This is a genomic window from Bacillus haikouensis, from assembly GCF_013179555.1.
In the GTDB taxonomy this organism is placed as follows: domain Bacteria; phylum Bacillota; class Bacilli; order Bacillales; family Bacillaceae_B; genus Rossellomorea; species Rossellomorea haikouensis_A.
In genome coordinates, this window is the sequence record NZ_JABMCR010000059.1 from 1 (window position 1) to 19,152 (window position 19,152).

The following is a 19,152-nucleotide window of genomic DNA, read 5'->3' on the forward strand; positions in this document are numbered from 1 at the left end:
GTCACTGAAAATAATGTCGACTTAAATCGAAACTACCTATATAACCGAGCTTCTGTTCCTCATAATGTGAACAAGAATTATGAGAAAGAGAATGAGTTATTCCTCCCTGACGGGAAAATAACGGACTTATCCAAAGAGAAAATGAAGCTTCAGACACAGCTTGTTAAAGCCATCTCTTCAGAAGGCTACAGTGCAATCAAGGAAGCAAAAGGGATGGGACAGTTCGAATTTGAACGAGGCGTCTATTATGGAGGGAAAAAAGAGGAAGAAACAGCAATTTTCCTAAAAAAAATACAAAACCAGCTATTATCCGACTATCCTCGCGTCATCCATATGGATTGGCATACAGCCCTTGGACCTGCCAACGAAATCACCATGGTCGTTTCCTCAGAGGACGAACGCGGGGAAGAGGAACTAAAAGCCATATACGACTTGAAGAATATCCAAAAATTTACACCAATAAAAGTAAAAGGCGATTCTACTAATCACTTTCACAAGCTTAAAAACGAACAATATCCTTCAACCTATCTATTCTCTGCCCTCTTTGAATTCGGTACGTTCGGAAGCGGACTAAAAGCTGAATTAAGAGAGTTCATAACCATCATACTTGAAAACCGCCTATACTGGGATGGTGCGGAAAAGCAAGTTGACCGGGAATGGATCCTTTCCGAATTCAGAGAGATGTTTTACCCTCTGAATGACGATTGGAAGAAATCCATATTGGATGAAGGCCGTCTTGGAATGGAAGCGGTATTGGGCAAGGAAGGGATATTAAAGATATCATGATGAAAGCTCCCGTCATTGGTGTAACGGGAGCTTTTTTATAACTAGATATCCTGATTGTTTAAAAGGACTCGCTACGCCCTCCCCTGGCCCTCTCAAGCAGACTCTGCTTTTTGTATCTCTCCATAGCGGTCCCAATTTACACATTTCTCAAGTGCAATGGAGATGAACACCCCTACTATGAATCCGTTCGACACAATCGGCTGTAAGAAAACCGGAAGGCTGCTGAATGTTTCGGGATCCATATTCATAATGGACATTCCCACCAGTACGGGAGCCGCCAGTCGGTAAATGGTGACGGAATTGAACACGGTACCCTGCAAACTTTTTAACGATGTGCCGAATAACTGCAAGTAAGCTGTAAACAGTACAGCATTCCCCACTGTGATGGGCATATCGGCCAGAACGCCACCAAGGAACGGTATAACCCCCAAAAGGGACATAAGAGCACCACCGATCAGAAACGGCCGCAAATGGAGGATTCTCGTGCTTTCCAGGAATCCGATGGAGGAAGCAAACGGTGCGTAGGGAATTAGACCGAAAAAAGCACCAATAATCGAATACGTGCCGGTTAATAAATACGATGCGTTTAACCTCTTTTCCGATGAAGGTTCTTCGAAAATCTGAGCCGCCGCCTGCACCGATGCAATCGTATTGCTCAGGTTCATCATGCACGCAAGAAATGTAACAAAAACGATACCGCCATTCAGGTTCGGCTCACCGAACGGGAACAATAAGAAGAAGGAACCGTCCGATTCCGGTCCTGCCATGCTTTCGGAAGGAAACAACAGAACATAGCCGATCCATCCCGCCAGCATGCCGATCAATATTGAGAAATTGCTCAATAACCGGTTTCCCTTGATTTTCAGCAGCGCCACCAGCACCACTACAAGAATGGAGAACAGACTGACAGGAATGACCAGACTCCCATTGTCTGAAAATGTAAACATTCCTTTGAAAAAGATGAGGATAAGCTGAAACGTCAACAGGAATAAATAAACGCTCATGACCATCGGGGTAAAGACCTTCCGGATCAGGGACAACCTCCTCACTGCCCCCAAAATGAGCACAACCACCGCAGACACCATCATCCCGGTAGCAATACCCCCTCCTACAGACGTCAGGCTCATTCCGAGCGAAGGTGCGGCGGCACACAAGTTCAGCACCACTCCCCACATCACCCCGGAGTGACCTTCCATTAAAGGATAACGATGTCCGAACAGCCCCTGCAGCATACAAGCGATCCCCGTAAAAATAAGAGAAGTGCGCAGAATCACGGCTGTTTCATAGGAAGGGAGCTCAAATGCCGCCCCAATTGATACAGGGACGACAATCGTATTGGCAAAAATAAAAAAAAGCCACTGCAAAGATGAAAAAGCCGTTTCAGCTCTTGATAATGGTTTCATGTGTCCCCTCCTGAAATCTTTTCTTACAGCTCTCTTTTCGCTTACTTTGCTTAACACACAGGAAAATACCGGAACCGGTTAATTTCAATGGAGCGTCAAACTCTTGTGTAAGCTAGAAATCGAAAAGAGATCGTGTATAAGCTATATCCAGATTACTAGACTATGTACGAAAAGCAACAATCTTTTAGAAAACAGCCTCTTAAAATAAGTGTATTCTAGAAAACCAGCCGGAATCCAATTGGATACCGTTACTATTTAAATATATAGGCAAGCGAGGCAATCAAGTTGGTTTTAGTGGCGGATTGGTTGTTCATCCTGCCGATTCTGGCATTAATCTTGCCGGAACTGGAGTTATTCTTGCCGGAATCTCAAACATTTTTGCCAATTAACATGTTTTACCAGACGTTTTAAAGATTTTCAACTGATGGCCGGATAATCATACCCTCCCCATACCCTAGTATGGCTCAGTGGAGTTCGTGCTGAAGTTATTCCTGCCGTTTCGTACTCTATTCCTGCCGATCTCATTCATCATCCTGCCTACTTAACTATAATTCTGCCGATTCGGCCAATAATCCTGTCAAAACAATCAACAATCCTGCTTTTTAACAAAATTATCCATGATCAACCCATACCATTCTGATGCCGAATACAGTCCACTCCGCCAACCAACTAAAAAACCCCGCTGATTTAACTCAAAGGGGTTTTGATTACCATTAAGTCTTTCATCCATATCCGCTCGAAAGGGAACGACTTCCGTTCCTACTTCTTCTTTTAAATAAACAACAACAAACTGACGGCCATTACTCCCATGCCTGCAATCGTGCCGTAAATAGAAAGGTGGGCTTCGTCGTACTGCTGTGCAGCGGGGAGAAGTTCATCAAGTGAGATGAATACCATGATTCCCGCAACTGCAGCGAAGATGATCCCGAACATGATACCGTTCAAGTAAGGCATTAAAATCAAGTATGCCACCACTGCCCCCACCGGCTCCGATAACCCCGAAAGAAAGGAAAGCTTGAAGGCTTTCTTTTTATCACCCGTTGCAAAATAAACCGGGACAGAAACGGCGATTCCTTCAGGTATATTATGGATCGCGATCGCCACCGCAATGGCAATTCCCAGTGACGGATCCTGCATGGCCGATGTGAACGTAGCGACTCCTTCAGGGAAGTTATGGATTGCAATCGCCAGCGCGGTGAATGTCCCCATCTTCAACAACTTCGCATTCCCGGGTTGGTTCATGTCTTCCACTTTCTTCAATTCATGGGGATTTCCCTGCTTTGGAATCAATTTATCGATCATGGCGATCAACAAAATCCCACCGAAGAATCCTCCTACGGTCATCCAGTTTCCTTGAGTCACACCCATGGCAGATACAAGTGCATCCTTCGCTTTCACAAAAATCTCGATCATTGATACATAAATCATCACCCCGGCTGAAAAGCCGAGTGAAATGGATAGGAATTTCGTATTCGTCGTCGAAGCAAAGAACGCAAGGCAGCTGCCGATACCGGTTGCCAGCCCTGCCATCAGAGTCAACCCGAATGCCAATACCAAATTTTCAGTCATATATTTTCTCCTTCATCATAAACGCATATAATCCACTCTTATTTTACTTCTCTGCTAGTAGTTTTTAAAGGATTGTAATTCAGTCATTATGGTTCTCTGCCTGGACCCATCAGTTGAATCATCCATAGAGAAAGATATGAAGGGTTGGTAATTCCCGGTTCACTTTTTATTATATGGCATGCCTGCAGAGTTATTCCGCCCATTCAAGTTCAATGCCGGTCCCATGCTCATATATAGCAGCATGGGACCGGCATTGAAAAGACCCTTGAGACTTCAAAGTCATCTTTCATGACTTCGATCGCAGCTTTTCCCAGTAGAAATAATCTCTCCCACGTCATTCACCACGACCACACCGATAGGCCGTGATCCCTCCAGAAAGGACTCCCAAGCTACTTCGAATGTTCGCTGCCACGCATGCGGAATTTCATTCCATTTCATCATGCACAACTCCTTTTAGATATTATTTTACCATAGCAAATAGAATTTTCTGGTAAAACTTTCTGTTCTCTGAGGTGAGTCAGCAAGATAGATTTATCCTTATTAAACTTGTACGATATTACTTAAAGAAGAAGATTAACATGATTGAGGTGATCTCCAATGAAAGTAGCAATTATCGGGTTAGGTGATATTGCCAAAAAAGCGTATCTGCCTGTTCTCTCTGAAAAAGAAGGAGTAGAACTCGTCCTTTGTACAAGAAATGGTAAAACCCTGAACGAATTGGCAGAGAAATATAGAATCCATGAGAACGTTCAGTCAACAGAGGAACTGCTCACGAAAGATATAGACGCGGCATTTATCAGCACCGCAACGGAAGCACACTATGATATAGCAGAGAAACTGCTTGAGAACGGGATCCACGTCTATATCGACAAGCCCATCTCGATGAACATCGAAGAAACAGAACGAATCGTCAAGCTCGCTGAGGATCAAAACAAAATTGCGATGGTCGGTTTCAACAGACGCTTCATTCCAATGGTTAAAGAGTTGAAAGACCATGGGAAAGCCAGCCTGATCCTGATGCAGAAAAACCGTTTCGCCTCACCAGAACATGTACGAAGATTTGTCGTCGAAGATTTCATTCATGTCGTCGATACGCTGCGGTTCCTGATGAATACAGACGTGAAAGACGTAAAGGTGGAAAGCTTGAAAAACGGGGATAAACTCCATCATCTCGTCATACAGCTTCTCGGTGACGGCTGCACCGCGATCGGCATCATGAACCGAAATGGCGGAGTGACAGAAGAAACCATCGAGTATCATGCCGGACATCGTAAATTTGTAGTAAACAGCCTAGTTGAAACCACTCAATATCACAACAAGGAAATCAGCATCTCCAAATTCGGTGATTGGGAGTCCACCCTTTATAAACGGGGATTCTACCAGCTCTGTGACCATTTTCTGGATTGTGTGGAGAACGGCAAAATGCCCGCCCCATCCATTCGCGACTCATTGACCACCCATGAGGTTTGCGAGCAAATTGTCAAAGAAATCGAAGGATGAAAAGGTGCGCCGGCCTGAGCGGAGAACCGTTTGGGCAGCATGTACCTGGACTATATGATTAATCCGGAGACAACACTGGTCTCCGGATTTTTTAATTTGGCTTTCGCATGGAACAAGGAACAAGGAACAAAGAAATGATCACATCCCTATCTAATCGAGCACAACAGCCTGCTTTTTAAAAGATCAGTCCGGTTGCGATATTAGCTTCAAACTCGGTAATAAATAGTCGTTTTCTGATAATAAATCCGAAGTTTATCGATATTAAAACCCCTATTATCGATAAAAAGTCTCCAACTTCGAAAATAGCCAATCTTTCACAACCTCAAAAACCTTAAAATTTGCAAATTTGAACTAAAATAATACTTTTGACCGAGCAGAACCACCCAACACTGGCGTGACGTAATAAAAACACACACAATCAAGGAAAAACAGCTCTTTTCTCTAAGAAAAAAGAATCATTCGCCCGCCTTTTCACTCATTAGCATCCAGCGCCTCATCTCCAAAGAGAGGTTGCGTCGATTGAATAAAAACGTTTACCATAGTAAAGTACTAATATTCTAAATTTTCGTCACTTAAATAATGTAGTCGCTTACATCTGGAAAGGAGCAACAATATGTCACTGGAAGTGAACACAAATCGTCAAGCACCTAAATCGTTCAAAAAGAGGATCGCCCTCATCGGACCGGGATTCGTTGCTGCTGCAACCGGGGTAGGCACGGGGGATCTCGTTGCTGCACTTGTTGCCGGGGCCGGTTTCGGACTGGTGTTCGTCTGGGCGATTGTCGTCGGCTCGATTCTCAAGCATTTTCTGAATGAAGGAGTCGGCCGCTGGCACCTCGCCACCGGAAAAACGATTCTGGAAGGCTGGCAGGAGATGGGGAAATGGGCAACGGGATACTTTGGCATTTATGCTGTCATCTGGGGATTTGTCTACGGCGCTGCAGCAGCGTCGGCCTGTGCCCTTGCCATGACGACCATGTTTCCGGTCATGCCTTTCTGGGCGTGGGCAGTCATCCATGCGATTGCCGGTTTCTTACTCGTGTGGACCGGTCGGTATCTATTATTTGAAAAGGTCATGATGTTCTTGATCGGATTGATGTTCGTGACCGTCGTTGGTTCTGCAGCCTTATTCCTGCCTAACCTGGGAGATTTCCTGAAAGGGTTTGTCCCGACCATTCCGGAAGGCTCATTCCTGCTTGCGCTCGGTTTGGTAGGCGGTGTAGGAGGAACGATCACAATGACCTCATACGGGTATTGGTTGAAGGAGAAAGGATGGAGCGGCAAGGAGTGGGTTCCTACCATGCGTTTGGACTCCAAGGCAGCCTATACCATGACGGCCATCTTCACCCTCGCCTTACTCATTGTGGGGAGCCAATTTTTATACGGTACAGGAATTGACCTGAAGGGAGAACAAGGCCTTATTGAATTGACCGGTCTGCTTGGGGATAAATATGGCGGATTCGTATCATGGCTGTTTCTGATCGGCTTCTGGTCTGCGGCGTTCTCTTCTCTCCTAGGGGTATGGAACGGTGTCCCCTACTTGTTTGCCGACTTTGTAAGGATCATCAAGAAACGAACGGACCGTCCCGTAACAGAGAAGGATCCGGCATACCGCCTCTTCCTTGCATGGCTCACTTTCCCGCCGATGCTGCTGCTGTTCTTCGGTAAACCGGTCCAATTAATCATCCTGTACGGAGCATTGGGTGCGTTATTCATGCCGTTCTTGTCGTTCAGCTTGATTTGGCTGTTAAATTCGAAAAAAGTGGACAAGGACTACCGGAACAGCCCATTAGCAAACATTGTTTTCGCGGCGTGTATCCTGCTATTCGCGATCCTTGCCGTGACGAAATTGATTTCCATTTTTTAATACGCAAAAACAGCCGGGGGCACATGCATCCCGGCTTAATTATTAACTGCCATCCGCCCGAGCGGTCCGCCTTCCTCGATAATATCCTGCAGATCGTACACAGAGATCGGAAACATCGGGAATCCAACGACATATGGCGTGATTTCATAGAGTTGGAAATAGATCACAAGCGCCTTGTCGGCAATGTAAAAGTCCTGGTCGGGGCGGATGCCTGTAAACTCTCCCAGGAGCGGGATGTCCCTCTGTTTGATCTGCAGGGCAACGAGGTCCGATATCCTCTTCACATAATCGCTGTTCGGCTTGAATAATTCTTTTAAACTGCAAAGCTTCTCTTTCTCGATATCAAAAGTGAAAGACCTGATGAATGTCATCCCGTGCGCTGCATGGTAGTGATACGTATAGTTGGAGAGTGATAGACTCAATACCTCACGCTGGTTGTTTTTAATTTCAAAAGAACCTTGCATTTCTTCAACGGTCGATGGCATATTTCCAACCTGCTCATGAATCAGTTTCTGGGTTTCATGAACAATGGTATGGTTGATGATTCGTTGAAAATCCCGTTTCTTCATTTCTGCTGCTCTCGGATAATAAACCGTCTGCTTCGGTCCGCTGCTTATCATCCTCGTCTTGATGCTTACCGGTAATGATGTGGGCATCTTAACTCATCCTCTGCTCTTTTTACCCCCATTGTATTCATGAGGGCGCCCAAGGTGAATCCGTGAGGACGGGCGGGATACTCACAGTTTTGTTCCGGAATTGAGCAAAATGATCCCAGAGGAATAATAAAGCCGGATTCTTCATGACAAACCACCTTAAACGTTCTCCACTAATTCCCTTTCTTTGAGCCAGTGAGCAAAATCCCCCTCACGTAATGGCGGCGAGAAATAATAGCCTTGTATATGGGGCGTCTCAATAATCGAAGCGATGAAATCGATTTGCTCTTGTGATTCAACTCCTTCGATGACCACTTTCAACTTTAAGGAAGAGCATAATGTGATGATCGCCCTCAGTAATGCTGAATCCTTATCAGACAACGGAACACCGTCAACGAATGTTTTATCGATCTTGATGGTCGATATCGGGATTTTCCTTAAATACGACAGGGAGGATAATCCTGTTCCGAAATCATCCAGTGCGACGGACAGACCCATCTCCCTGAAGCGGCCGACGGCTGTAATCGCGTTTTCAATGTCATGGATGACACTTGTTTCCGTGATCTCAAGCTCAATGTAGCGGCTGTCAATCTCATGCTTCTCCAATTGTTCTTTGAGTACCGATAATAGCCGGGAAGACGTCACATACGGCCCGGGAATGTTGATGGACACCTGCTCGAACGCGACATCCTCTTCCAGCCACCTGGAGACCTGCCGGCAGACATTGGCGATGACCCAGTCCGTCACCTCGAAAATCTTCCCGCTTTCCTCCAGCATCGGAATAAACACACCCGGCGAGATCAATCCGTGAATAGGATGATCCCAGCGCAATAACGCCTCTACGCCTGTTACATTGCGTGTTTCAGGCCAAACTTTCGGCTGATATACCAGAAATAACTCATTTGATTCAATCGCCAAATGTATATCCTGGACAATTTGTTTTTTAAAGCTGTACGTATGAATGGACGGGTCGTATTCGATCACCTCGTGCTGATACCGGATTGAGGAGTGCTGAAGGACGGCCATCGTATTTGATAACAAGCGATTCCGGTCGCTGTTATCACTATGGGAGACGGCGCATACCATTTCGATTACGACACTGTAATCATCGATTAGTAAAGGCTGTTTCAGCTCAGCCAAGACTCTCTCCATGCATGCCTTCAATACGTTGGATCCTCGTTCATCAGCATGAAAAACCGCAAAGCGATTCCCTTCGATCCGGTAGATCTTTGAAGGATTCATTTTCAAACCGGCAAGGACATCCCCCGCATGTTTGATCACTTGATCTCCAAATGAATAGCCATAGGCGCCGATCCATTTCTCCAGATCATGAAGGTGGATGATGGCAAGACTGCCCGTTCCCCTGGTGTTCTTCAGATCCTGTTCAAACTGCCGCTGATTCGGCAGCAATGTCAGTGCGTCAAAATGATGCAGGCGATAATCAACATAACGATCCAAGAGACCCGCAAGGCTTGAGACCGCCAGTAAAACAAATATGCCGATGGTCACCACGATCACGAGAAGCGGCATATCCATTCTGTGCATTCCATGTAAGTCATGTTCGATGGGGTTATCTGTATAAAAGACGACGGCCGCCATCCCGGTATAATGCATACTCGTAATCGCCAGCCCCATCAGGACAGACGTAAGTACCTTTATCCATTGATTACCCATATACTTTTGCAGGGTAGAGAAGATGAACAAAGCCACATAGGAAACGACAACCGCAATCACCACCGATGCCAAAAGGATCCACGGCTTGTAGACATATTCCACATCCATCTCCATCGCGGCCATCCCGATATAATGCATTCCGGATATCCCCACGCCCATGATGAGACCCGCCATGATCGACGGCAAATGACCCTTTTTCTTCCGATTGGCAAAATAAAAAGCCAAATACGAAGCAAACACAGCCGGAAAAACAGAAACAATCGTCAAAAATAAATCATACGACATCGAGACGGGCAGCATAAACGCGCTCATCCCGATAAAATGCATGGACCAAATCCCCAATCCCATTGCCACCGATGCCAGCACAAGCCAGAATGATTTATGAAAAAAACTATTCTGCTGCATCCTCTGATTCATGGACAAAGCCGTATAAGAAGCACAGCAGGCAATCACGATGGACAACAAAACCATTACTACTGAATAGTCACCATAAAGGACCTGTAAACCTTCTGATTCCGGTAAAGTGAACATAACACAACAACCTCATTTAACATCAAAGTAGAAAAGCCCCATTCTGGTCTATGTTAAATTATACAAAAGTTAGCAGAAAAAGAAATATATAAATAAATCAATAATATTTCCCAGGTCATCTATTTGAATATTCTGAAAATAATATTGACAAGTTAACATCCTTTCTACATATAATGGTAATACCATATTAAACATATGGTATTACCAGAAAGGAGGTGCACGATGAAAGAACGTACATCTGTCGGGATCCGAAAGGAGATCATCCGGTCGATCCTGGAAGGAACCTGCCGCATTCATGAATCACTGCTGCCGGAGAGGGAGCTCGCAACCCGCTTTGATGTTGGAAGACCCACGGTAAGGGAGGCATTGCAGCGTCTGGAACGCGACGGGTGGATCACCATCCGGAAGGGTCAGCCAGCCATCGTAAATGATTATTGGAAGCAAGGAAACCTCATGACGATCGCCAATATCCTCGAGCAGCATGAAGACATACCTGATGACTTCATCAGCCATATGCTCGAACTCAGAATCTCCCTGACACCAGCTTATACAAAGGACGCGATAAATCATCACCGGCTAAGAGTCATTTCCTTGTTTGTGGACGTCGAAGAACTGAAGGACGATGCAGAATCATATGCCGATTTCGATTGGCACTTACAGCTCGGCACCGCCGAACTTTGTTCCAATCCCATCTACCTGCTCATTCTCAACAGTTTCAAGAATATATATAGTAAGATGGCTGTGAAATACTTTTCAGACCCTGAACATCGGCAAGCTTCCCGTTCCTATTACGATGAACTATTGAAAGCCGTATTGAAGGGAGACCCCGAGGAAGCAGAGAACGCTGCGAAAGCGATGATGAAGAAAAGCCTGAGTCTTTGGAAACGAAATATGAATGGAGAAGATGAATATGAAAAGTAAAGGGGTTTACAGGGATTTTTTCCTTCATATCGATATTTTGATCATGGGGTTTATTTTTCTTGGCGTCCTCACCTTCCTGTTTACAATGAAACTGACATTTCTTACCCCGCTATCTCTTATGATCGGAATCGTCACCTACATGTTCAGCGAGTACCTTACACATCGATTCATCTTTCACATCAAAGCCCCGAAGAATACGATCCTGTTCAAGCTGATCAAACGGCTGCACTATGATCACCATAAGAAACCAAATGACCTGAAACTGCTATTCCTGCCGATCTGGTACAGCGCCCCGAGCTTACTTGCGCTAAGCATCATTTTTTATTCCCTGTCAGATTCCGCCCCGGCCACATTTGCGTTCAGTGCCGGCCTCTTGGTCATGTTTTTCGTATACGAATGGAAACACTACATCGCCCACCGCCCCCTTAAACCGAAGACAAAATTCGGCAGATGGCTGAAGAAGACACACGTCCTGCACCATTATAAAAATGAGAATTACTGGTACGGCGTGTCCACCCCGTTTGTGGATGCATTATTCGGGACGCTGAAAGATGAGAAGGACGTGGAACTGAGCGAGACGGCAAAGGATTTGGAGAAACGGGCCTAGGATCTTAGAATGGCACACTAAAAAGACCAAAAAGCATTCACCTCTGAAAAGATGAATGCTTTTTTTCATAACACTCTTATCAGTAAACCGCTGAATGAATCACTTTCCCCAGCCTTTTTACACCTTCCGAAATGTCACTCTCACTCGCATAGCTGAAGGAAAGCCGCAGATATTCCAGACCTTCTTGCTGATTCAAATAGAAGTACTTGCCCGGTACGTAGGAGACCCCTTCTGCAACAGCATGTTCCAGCAACTTCGAAGTATCAATATCCGGCACCTTGACCCAAACGAAATAACCGCCTTTGGGAACAAACCAGGAAACAGAATCAGGAAGATGCTGCTTCAGTTCGGAAAGTAACAGGTCACACTTATCACGATATACCTTCCTCAAGGTGGTGAAGTGCTTCTGCAGATCCACGTTCTCCAGAAACGCCCCCATGCTTGCTTGAGCAAAGGGATGATCAAGATCCTTCTTGAACCATGAGAGCCCTTGAAGGAATTGCTTATCAGCGGCGACCCATCCAATCCTCATACCCGGTGCCACTATCTTTGAAAGAGAACCGACATATAGAACCCGGGAGTCTTCCCCCCTGCTCATCGATTTCAATGAATCCATGCCTTGCTCAAAGTAGACATTCCCATAGGCATCATCCTCAATCACAAGGAAATCGTATTCCTTCGAAAGCTTCAACAGATGTTCCCGGCGTTCCTCAGACATCGTCGTCCCCGTCGGATTCTGAAACGTCGGGATCGTATACAATACCCGCGGAAGCTTTAGTCCATTCCTTTTTCTTCCCGCCAGCTCCACTTCCAGTTGTTCCGTGAGAAGTCCAGCATCATCGACTCCGATACTGATAAAGTGCTTCGTATAATTTTGAAAAATCTCCAACGCTTCCATATACGTCGGGGACTCCACCACTACGACCGTCTCATCGTCAATAAGAAGCCGGGCAATCAAATCAATCGCCTGGCATGCACCCGATGTGATCAGTACTCCATCACTCTGTCTGAGCATGGAACGTTCAACCATCAAAGCTTGTAAAAAAGTGTTCAGTTCCTCCACCTTCTTGCTCCCCAGATAATGAAGCGGCAGATCCTTTTCCTCTCTCAGGAGTTTTGAAACCGATGCTTCAAGCTCCTTCACAGGAATCAGCCCGGGTGCAGGATAACCTGAACTGAGCCGGATGCAATCAGCCGGAATATCAGGCATCCATCCCCCCGGCGGATCATTTTGTAAAGCAGGTTTAATGTTACTCGAAAAAAATGATTCCGGATTCACGCGATCATACCCCTTTCCATTCTTTGTTTATCCTCATTGTATAAGAAGAGGATGGGTACTTCTATATATTGTATATGAATCACTATAAAAATCTCACACAGGCTCTGCTTCACTTTAACCCAATAAAAAGCATTGGCCATGGCCAATGCTTTCCACTTCACACCTAAAAGAAAAACAAATGCGCCATCAATGCTGCTACTGGCAGCGTGATGATCGTTCTTTGCAAAAAGATGACGAATAATTGCAGGAACGAAATGGGAATCTTTGATTTTAATAAGAGAATCCCGATTTCAGACATGTAAATCAACTGGGATAAAGACATGACCCCGATGACGAAACGGGTCAATTCCGACTCGATTCCGCTGCCGACGACAGCCGGCAGGAACATATCTGCAAAGCCCACGATCATTGCCGGTGCTGCCGCTTTTGCCTCTGGTATCTGCAATAATTCAAGGAGCGGAACGAATGGATAGGACAAATAATTAAAGATTGGCGTGAATTCCGCGATCACAAGAGCGACCGTTCCAATCGCCATCACTAATGGTATCAGTGCGAACCAGATATCCACCACATTTTTGACCCCGCTTCCAGCCACACTCCGGAAACTCTTGACCTGATCAGCCTTTTCCACTGCGGTTTCAAGCCCCCAGCGGAAATTGGAGATCCCTGCAGGTACATCCTCTTCGATCTGCTTCCCGACCGGCTCATAATACGTTTCTTTTTTTAAAGAAAGAGGCGGTATCCTAGGACAGATAATCGCAGCGATCACTCCTGTCACGACCACCGTCAGATAAAATTGTACAAACAGATGATCAATGCTTAAAAACTTGGCAATCACCAGACTGAAGGCAATCGATGCAATTGAAAAATTTGTGGCGACGACCGCCGCTTCCCTTTTTGTATAATAACCGCCTTCATATTGCTGCGTCGTCAACAAGACTCCCACAGTCCCGCTTCCCATCCATGATGCCAATGCATCGATTGATGAACGTCCGGGCAATTTAAACAGCGGCACCATCACATTCCGAACCAATGTACCGAAGAAATCCATCAATCCAAACTCAAGAAGCAGCGGCATGAATAAGCACGCGAACAAAAACCAAACCATCAGCACCGGGATCAAATCATACAGCACTACCCCGCCAGTAATCTCCGACCAGATGTATTCCGGGCCGACCTTAAAGAACGTAAAGACCGCGAATAAAGCCCCTATTCCACGCAGCGCCAGCCAAAACGGTGTAACATCAAATAACGCCGTCAGGAATGGACTTTTTTTGATCAGTTGGATAGAGGTAACTCTGACTACTAAACTAGCAATTGCAGATAAACAGATGATACTTGTCATGATTACAGGTATGTAATCCGCAATCGCTCCCTGCAGTCCGTCGGCCAGTATACCCAGCCCGATGGTCACCTTTCCGTCGAAGGAAACCGGGATTAAAAATAGCAATACCCCGAACAGTGAAGGCAGCCAAAACTTCATATATTGCTTCGCTGTAAACTCTTTTTTTTCAGTCATTTCTTCAGCATGTTGCAGCTTACCTGCCTGCATACACAATCCCTCCCAGGTGCATTTGTACAATTCATGGTTGTGAATCGTCCGTTAAATTTTCTGAATATAAATAAGATAACATCTTTATGTATAAATATACAACCGTGATTTTAAAAATAAATGTGAACTGATTCAATTTTTCACAAATTCAACCCTCACCCCGGAATGACCATCCTCTCCAAAAAAATCAACTTCAACCCACTCCTGCAAACAGTTCATCTCCCATATCTATAAAAATGAACCATCCGTGTAAAACTAAAGAGCAGCTTACTTGAATAAAGGATGTGTCGTGCATGGATTTCTTTCAAAGCCAGGAAACACTTACAGCCACTGAGTGGATTCTCCGGGCTGTCGTTGCGTTTTTCTTTTTATTGATCGTCAGCAAAGTTCTCGGGCAGCGGGCCATTTCTCAGCTCAGACCTCTCGACTTCGCCATTGCCCTAGTGATCGGGAACATTATCGCCCATCCGCTTTCAGATGAAAACCTGGGGTTGAAAGGGTCCATCATCACCACCATTGTATTGGTGGTACTCTATGTGGGAGGTGTGTATCTTCTGCTTAAGTGGTCATGGTTTAGAAAGCTTATCACTGCGCCGCCGATTACGCTTGTTCAAAATGGGGAAATTCTCAATAAAGGATTGAAGAAAGCCAGAATCTCGTTGGATGTGTTAATGGAGGAGCTGCGTGAGGATAAAATTGAAGATGTGAAGAAGGTTGCCCTTGCGATCTGGGAGGCGGACGGGAAGATTTCCGTTTTTCTTGAACCAAAATATGAACCGCTGACACCTTCTGATCTCCAAGTGGAAACTGAGCCTTTCGATTTTCCAAGGACCATTATTAAGGAAGGAAAAATAGACCCCGCCGCACTGACTCAGATTCAGAAGGATGAGGACTGGGTGACTTCAAGCCTGGAAAAACAATATCAGACCGAACCTAAAAACGTTCTGCTTGCCACCCTTGACCGAAAAGAAAACCTTAAGGTATTTTTATATAAATAGTTCTGTCGAATACCGTTGTTGAATTCTATGCAGGACTTCCCTTCCCGGAAGTCAAAACTATATAAAAGGCCAAAACCAATCCACACACTGGATTGATTCTGGCCATAACACTGCTCATTATACAATGATTTAACTAAATGCCTCTGCTTTTTCACTTAGTCCCAGCGTGTCCGCTGTGGAGGCTTGGATCTCCTGGAATAACTCAGGATTTTCCGATAGTTTCATTCCGTAAGAAGGAATCATTTCCTTGATCTTCGGTTCCCACCCCGGCATATGCTGAGGAAAGCTCTTGTCGAGTACTTCCAGCATGACGTGGACCGCGGTGGAAGCACCCGGGGATGCTCCCAATAAAGCAGCGATGGAGCCGTCAGCCCCGCTGATCACTTCTGTTCCGAATTGGAGGGTCCCTTTGCCGCCGGCTTCGGTATCCTTGATCACTTGTACACGCTGCCCGGCTGCAACTAAATCCCAATCCTCACTTTTGGCATTCGGGATGAATTCCCGCAGCTCTTCCATGCGCTGTTCTTTCGACTGCAGGACCTGCTCGATCAAATATTTCGTCAGCGGCAAGTTCTTCGCGCCTGCCGCGAGCATTGTGAAGACGTTGTTCGGCTTCACTGAAGTGATCAGATCCAGGTTTGATCCCGTCTTTAAGAACTTCGGTGAAAAGCCGGCGAATGGTCCGAATAACAGCGTTTTCTTATTGTCGATAAATCTCGTGTCAAGATGCGGCACTGACATCGGAGGGGCTCCGACTTTGGCTTTCCCGTATACTTTCGCATGGTGTTGTGATGCGACTTCCGGTTTATTGCACACCATGAAAAGTCCGCTGACAGGGAATCCGCCGATATGCTTCGATTCAGGGATGCCTGTTTTTTGCAGCAGATGCAGACTTCCGCCCCCGCCTCCGATGAAGACGAATTTAGCTGTATGGGTTTCAATCCGTCCACTGTCGATGTCATGGACTTTCACTTCCCACGAACCATCACTCGTCCGATTCAGACCATCAACGCTGTGATTATAGTTCACTTCGACATCCTTACTCTTCAAGTGGTCAAACAACATGCGTGTCAACGCACCGAAGTTGACATCCGTTCCGGAGTCGATTTTCGTTGCTGCAATCGGTTCGTTTTGTGTGCGGCCATCCATGATCAGAGGGATCCATTCCTGCAATTTCTCGGGATCGTCAGAAAATTCCATCCCTTGAAATAACGGATTGGCTGACAGCGCTTCCAATCGTTTTTTCAAAAACGCGACATTCTCTTCCCCTTGCACCAAACTCATGTGCGGCAGGGACATGATAAAATCCTGTGGATTCTGAATTAGATTACTGTTCACAAGATAAGACCAGAACTGTCTTGAAATCTGAAACTGTTCATTGACTTTGACTGCTTTCGTGATATCTATCGTTCCATCGGGTTTCTCGGACGTGTAATTAAGCTCGCACAATGCAGCATGGCCCGTCCCCGCATTATTCCATTCATTCGAGCTTTCTTCCCCTGCGTTCGCAAGTTTCTCAAACACTTTGATTTCCCATTCCGGTGCTAATTCTTTCAGTAATGATCCCAAAGTCGCGCTCATAACTCCGGCACCGATTAAAATAACGTCTGTCTTTTTCTGTATGCTGCTCATGATAACCTTCCTTACTCTTTATATTTTCAAAAAGGCTCTTTTCGCAAACTTTGTTGTATCGGTTACTTGAACAATGCTTTGTTTAAGCTTGCGTTCGAAAAGAGCACGTTTACGCACTTTTTTACGTTTCCTTCACAATGTACGTAAACAACAATCCTCTAGAATAGAGCCTTCAAAAAAGAGTAGGCGCTCCTGCTCAGGAATTCACAACAAAGCAAGGCGTCACTCCAGGAACACACCTTATCCGTTACAATACTAAACATACCATATTCTATTATACTGATTTATGAGTCTAAATATCTACTGTTATCTGATAATTATAAACTATTTAAAGCATATAAAAAAGTGAGAATTCCATCCACATGGCCGATGGAAAGCATGAAACCGCCTGAACACCGGGGTTTGCAGGCGGGAGAAAATGAATGGAGCAATTTATTTTCGACATGGTTCTTCATCACCCGCTTGAATAGAGTTGCTTGTTATAGGAAGAAAGAAAACATAGAATAGAAGAAAACTTATTCATCCTGTGAAAGGTATTCTTGGATGGCAACACACGTACAGTTACATTCTAAGCAGGATACAGAGGAGCGACCGAAATGGAAAGCTGGATTACGGATATAATGGAGCAGTTCGGATATACAGGCATATTCCTGTTGATCATGCTGGAAAATCTATTCCCTCCCATACCGTCAGAGGTGATCCTTACATTTGGCGGATTCATGACCACTGATTCATCACTGAGTGTCCCCGGTGTGGTTGCAGTATCTACGTTTGGGTCAGTCGCAGGCGCCATCATTTTGTATGGCATCGGCTTGCTCATGGACCGGCAAAAAATAGAGCGGGTTGTCGAGAAATGGGGACATATCCTCCGCTTGACGAAAAAAGATGTACATAAAGCGGACAAATGGTTCATGAAATACGGAGCCTGGACCGTCTTCTTTTGCCGCTTTGTCCCATTAATAAGAAGCTTGATCTCCTTACCGGCCGGAATGGCACGCATGAACTTTGTCACATTCCTGTTGCTCACGACATTAGGGACGCTCATCTGGAATGTTGTCCTCGTGAACATCGGGGCCGCAGTGGGAAGCTCCTGGGAAACCATCGTAGCCTACATGGATATTTATTCAAATGCGGTGTACGCCATTTTAGCCATTCTTTTTATTCTCTTTGTCATTTTGTTTGTGAAAAGAAGGAATTAAATTGAAAGGGACCTGCTCTGTGCAGGTCCTGATTGCCGGACAGAGCAGGTCCCCTTTCCCTTAACGAACACAATAGATCATTCTTGCAAAACAGGAGCAACCTTTTCAATCCGGTTTGTCCACACGCCGCCTGAATATCCAGCTGGCAGCCGCTCAAGATCCTCAGGCGTATCAAAGCCTTCCGACCATCCTCCGTCACCTGCCACCAGGATTACACGCGTACCTGCATCTTCCAATCTCTTGATGAATTTATCCGGCCATCCCCACATCCATTTCGCATATTTCTCCGGAATGTGAATCTGCCTATTATGACAGTCAGAAGGAACATATCCTGTCCATCCTGCGGCCATATAAGGGAGCAGACAGCTCTTCATCGTGGCGATTGACATGACGCGAAGTTCCGGAAGTTGTTCTTTCAGTGCTTCGATAGGCTGGTCGCCGCCATACACCGTGAGTTGACGTAATCGTTCTTTCGGCAGTTCGGAAAGATAACGGGCAAGCTGCGCCCCCTCTTCCGGGTCATCGCTTTTGATATGAATCAAAAAAGAACCTTCCGGGAAATATGCCAGCACTTCATCAAGTGAGGGCATAAGTCCGACCCCTTTCCCTCGAAAAGGATAGCTCTTCCCGTCATCAGCCGTATACCCATAGCCGATATCCAACTGTTTCAGTTCCTCCATCGTGTGCTCCCTCGTAACCCCTTCACCGTCTGTCCTGCACTCCAGTGTCCAATCATGGAATATTGCAAATTGGCCGTCCTTTGTAGGCTGAACATCAAACTCAACGACGTCTGCACCTGCTTCGAAGGCCGCTTCCATGGATGGAAGCGTGTTTTCCAGATAAGGATGCTCCGGTTCATAAATCCTCTCCGCCGTGCAAGTATCACTCTCTATTCCCTCCATCGGAAACGTTTGGGACATTCCCCTGTGCGCCAATAACAATGGTGACCCTCCTTCTGACTTGGTAAATAGAGTCGTGTTG

16 protein-coding genes are annotated in these 19,152 nt (G+C 45.7%); 7 read left to right on the top strand and 9 right to left on the bottom strand.

Annotation, left to right across the window (positions count from 1 at the left end):
• A partial coding sequence (locus HP456_RS07865; protein WP_172249743.1) for a DUF2817 domain-containing protein occupies positions 1 to 786 on the top strand: 786 nt, incomplete at its 5' end.
• 92 nt (positions 787 to 878) lie between these two features.
• On the opposite strand, the gene HP456_RS07870 is transcribed toward HP456_RS07865, so the two are convergent.
• The 3 genes from HP456_RS07870 to HP456_RS07880 form a co-directional block, all read right to left on the bottom strand.
• Positions 879 to 2,189, bottom strand: coding sequence for a uracil/xanthine transporter (locus HP456_RS07870; RefSeq protein WP_172249745.1), 1,311 nt, complete (start codon positions 2,187 to 2,189; stop codon positions 879 to 881).
• A gap of 771 nt (positions 2,190 to 2,960) precedes the next feature.
• Positions 2,961 to 3,758: a zinc transporter ZupT gene (zupT, locus tag HP456_RS07875; RefSeq protein ID WP_172249747.1), complete on the bottom strand. Its 798-nt coding sequence runs from the start codon at positions 3,756 to 3,758 to the stop codon at positions 2,961 to 2,963.
• Positions 3,759 to 4,037: 279 nt separating this feature from the next.
• Entirely contained in the window at positions 4,038 to 4,199 is a 162-nt protein-coding gene (locus tag HP456_RS07880; RefSeq protein ID WP_172249749.1) for a cytidine/deoxycytidylate deaminase family protein, read from the bottom strand.
• A 156-nt stretch (positions 4,200 to 4,355) separates the two neighbouring features.
• Here HP456_RS07880 and HP456_RS07885 point away from each other — a divergent pair, with 156 nt between their 5' ends.
• Together HP456_RS07885 and HP456_RS07890 are read left to right on the top strand one after the other, a co-directional pair.
• Complete coding sequence (locus HP456_RS07885) at positions 4,356 to 5,258, top strand: Gfo/Idh/MocA family protein (protein WP_172249751.1); 903 nt, start codon at positions 4,356 to 4,358, stop codon at positions 5,256 to 5,258.
• 613 nt (positions 5,259 to 5,871) lie between these two features.
• Positions 5,872 to 7,125, top strand: coding sequence for an Nramp family divalent metal transporter (locus tag HP456_RS07890; RefSeq protein WP_172249753.1), 1,254 nt, complete (start codon positions 5,872 to 5,874; stop codon positions 7,123 to 7,125).
• A gap of 35 nt (positions 7,126 to 7,160) precedes the next feature.
• On the opposite strand, the gene HP456_RS07895 is transcribed toward HP456_RS07890, so the two are convergent.
• Together HP456_RS07895 and HP456_RS07900 are read right to left on the bottom strand one after the other, a co-directional pair.
• Positions 7,161 to 7,781, bottom strand: coding sequence for a PdaC/RsiV family protein (locus HP456_RS07895; RefSeq protein ID WP_172249755.1), 621 nt, complete (start codon positions 7,779 to 7,781; stop codon positions 7,161 to 7,163).
• 156 nt (positions 7,782 to 7,937) lie between these two features.
• Positions 7,938 to 9,983 carry a bifunctional diguanylate cyclase/phosphodiesterase gene (locus HP456_RS07900; protein ID WP_172249757.1) on the bottom strand — a complete coding sequence of 682 codons (2,046 nt, stop codon included), beginning with the start codon at positions 9,981 to 9,983 and terminating at the stop codon, positions 7,938 to 7,940.
• Between the two features lie 222 nt (positions 9,984 to 10,205).
• On the opposite strand from HP456_RS07900, the gene HP456_RS07905 reads away from it, so the two are divergent.
• Positions 10,206 to 10,904 (top strand): GntR family transcriptional regulator, encoded by a 699-nt coding sequence (locus HP456_RS07905; protein WP_246288868.1) that lies wholly within the window; start codon positions 10,206 to 10,208, stop codon positions 10,902 to 10,904.
• On the top strand, positions 10,894 to 11,511 hold the full coding sequence (locus tag HP456_RS07910) for a sterol desaturase family protein (RefSeq protein ID WP_246288871.1): 618 nt from the start codon (positions 10,894 to 10,896) through the stop codon (positions 11,509 to 11,511). The genes HP456_RS07905 and HP456_RS07910 overlap by 11 nt, the downstream gene beginning before the upstream one ends.
• Positions 11,512 to 11,590: 79 nt before the next feature.
• On the opposite strand, the gene HP456_RS07915 is transcribed toward HP456_RS07910, so the two are convergent.
• Both HP456_RS07915 and HP456_RS07920 read right to left on the bottom strand, forming a co-directional pair.
• Positions 11,591 to 12,790 (bottom strand): aminotransferase-like domain-containing protein, encoded by a 1,200-nt coding sequence (locus tag HP456_RS07915; RefSeq protein WP_172249763.1) that lies wholly within the window; start codon positions 12,788 to 12,790, stop codon positions 11,591 to 11,593.
• 163 nt (positions 12,791 to 12,953) lie between these two features.
• On the bottom strand, positions 12,954 to 14,342 hold the full coding sequence (locus tag HP456_RS07920) for a YjiH family protein (RefSeq protein WP_172249765.1): 1,389 nt from the start codon (positions 14,340 to 14,342) through the stop codon (positions 12,954 to 12,956).
• A 293-nt stretch (positions 14,343 to 14,635) separates the two neighbouring features.
• On the opposite strand from HP456_RS07920, the gene HP456_RS07925 reads away from it, so the two are divergent.
• Positions 14,636 to 15,340, top strand: coding sequence for a DUF421 domain-containing protein (locus HP456_RS07925; protein WP_172249767.1), 705 nt, complete (start codon positions 14,636 to 14,638; stop codon positions 15,338 to 15,340).
• Positions 15,341 to 15,469: 129 nt separating this feature from the next.
• On the opposite strand, the gene HP456_RS07930 is transcribed toward HP456_RS07925, so the two are convergent.
• A complete protein-coding gene (locus HP456_RS07930; protein ID WP_172249769.1) occupies positions 15,470 to 16,972 on the bottom strand; it encodes a malate:quinone oxidoreductase in 1,503 nt (500 codons plus the stop codon).
• 596 nt (positions 16,973 to 17,568) lie between these two features.
• Between HP456_RS07930 and HP456_RS07935 the strand changes: the two genes are divergently transcribed.
• Positions 17,569 to 18,171, top strand: a complete 603-nt coding sequence (locus tag HP456_RS07935) for a DedA family protein (RefSeq protein ID WP_172249771.1) — start codon at positions 17,569 to 17,571, stop codon at positions 18,169 to 18,171.
• Between the two features lie 77 nt (positions 18,172 to 18,248).
• Here the strand turns inward: HP456_RS07935 and HP456_RS07940 are convergent.
• On the bottom strand, positions 18,249 to 19,152 hold a 904-nt coding region (locus HP456_RS07940), incomplete at its 5' end, for a glycerophosphodiester phosphodiesterase family protein (RefSeq protein ID WP_172249773.1).

Coding starts and splice junctions, on each gene's coding strand:
- HP456_RS07870 (WP_172249745.1), bottom strand. CDS start 2,189: ATGAAACCATTATCAAGAGCTGAAACGGCTTTTTCATCTTTGCAGTGG.
- zupT (WP_172249747.1), bottom strand. CDS start 3,758: ATGACTGAAAATTTGGTATTGGCATTCGGGTTGACTCTGATGGCAGGG.
- HP456_RS07880 (WP_172249749.1), bottom strand. CDS start 4,199: ATGATGAAATGGAATGAAATTCCGCATGCGTGGCAGCGAACATTCGAA.
- HP456_RS07885 (WP_172249751.1), top strand. CDS start 4,356: ATGAAAGTAGCAATTATCGGGTTAGGTGATATTGCCAAAAAAGCGTAT.
- HP456_RS07890 (WP_172249753.1), top strand. CDS start 5,872: ATGTCACTGGAAGTGAACACAAATCGTCAAGCACCTAAATCGTTCAAA.
- HP456_RS07895 (WP_172249755.1), bottom strand. CDS start 7,781: ATGCCCACATCATTACCGGTAAGCATCAAGACGAGGATGATAAGCAGC.
- HP456_RS07900 (WP_172249757.1), bottom strand. CDS start 9,983: ATGTTCACTTTACCGGAATCAGAAGGTTTACAGGTCCTTTATGGTGAC.
- HP456_RS07905 (WP_246288868.1), top strand. CDS start 10,206: ATGAAAGAACGTACATCTGTCGGGATCCGAAAGGAGATCATCCGGTCG.
- HP456_RS07910 (WP_246288871.1), top strand. CDS start 10,894: ATGAAAAGTAAAGGGGTTTACAGGGATTTTTTCCTTCATATCGATATT.
- HP456_RS07920 (WP_172249765.1), bottom strand. CDS start 14,342: ATGCAGGCAGGTAAGCTGCAACATGCTGAAGAAATGACTGAAAAAAAA.
- HP456_RS07925 (WP_172249767.1), top strand. CDS start 14,636: ATGGATTTCTTTCAAAGCCAGGAAACACTTACAGCCACTGAGTGGATT.
- HP456_RS07930 (WP_172249769.1), bottom strand. CDS start 16,972: ATGAGCAGCATACAGAAAAAGACAGACGTTATTTTAATCGGTGCCGGA.
- HP456_RS07935 (WP_172249771.1), top strand. CDS start 17,569: ATGGAAAGCTGGATTACGGATATAATGGAGCAGTTCGGATATACAGGC.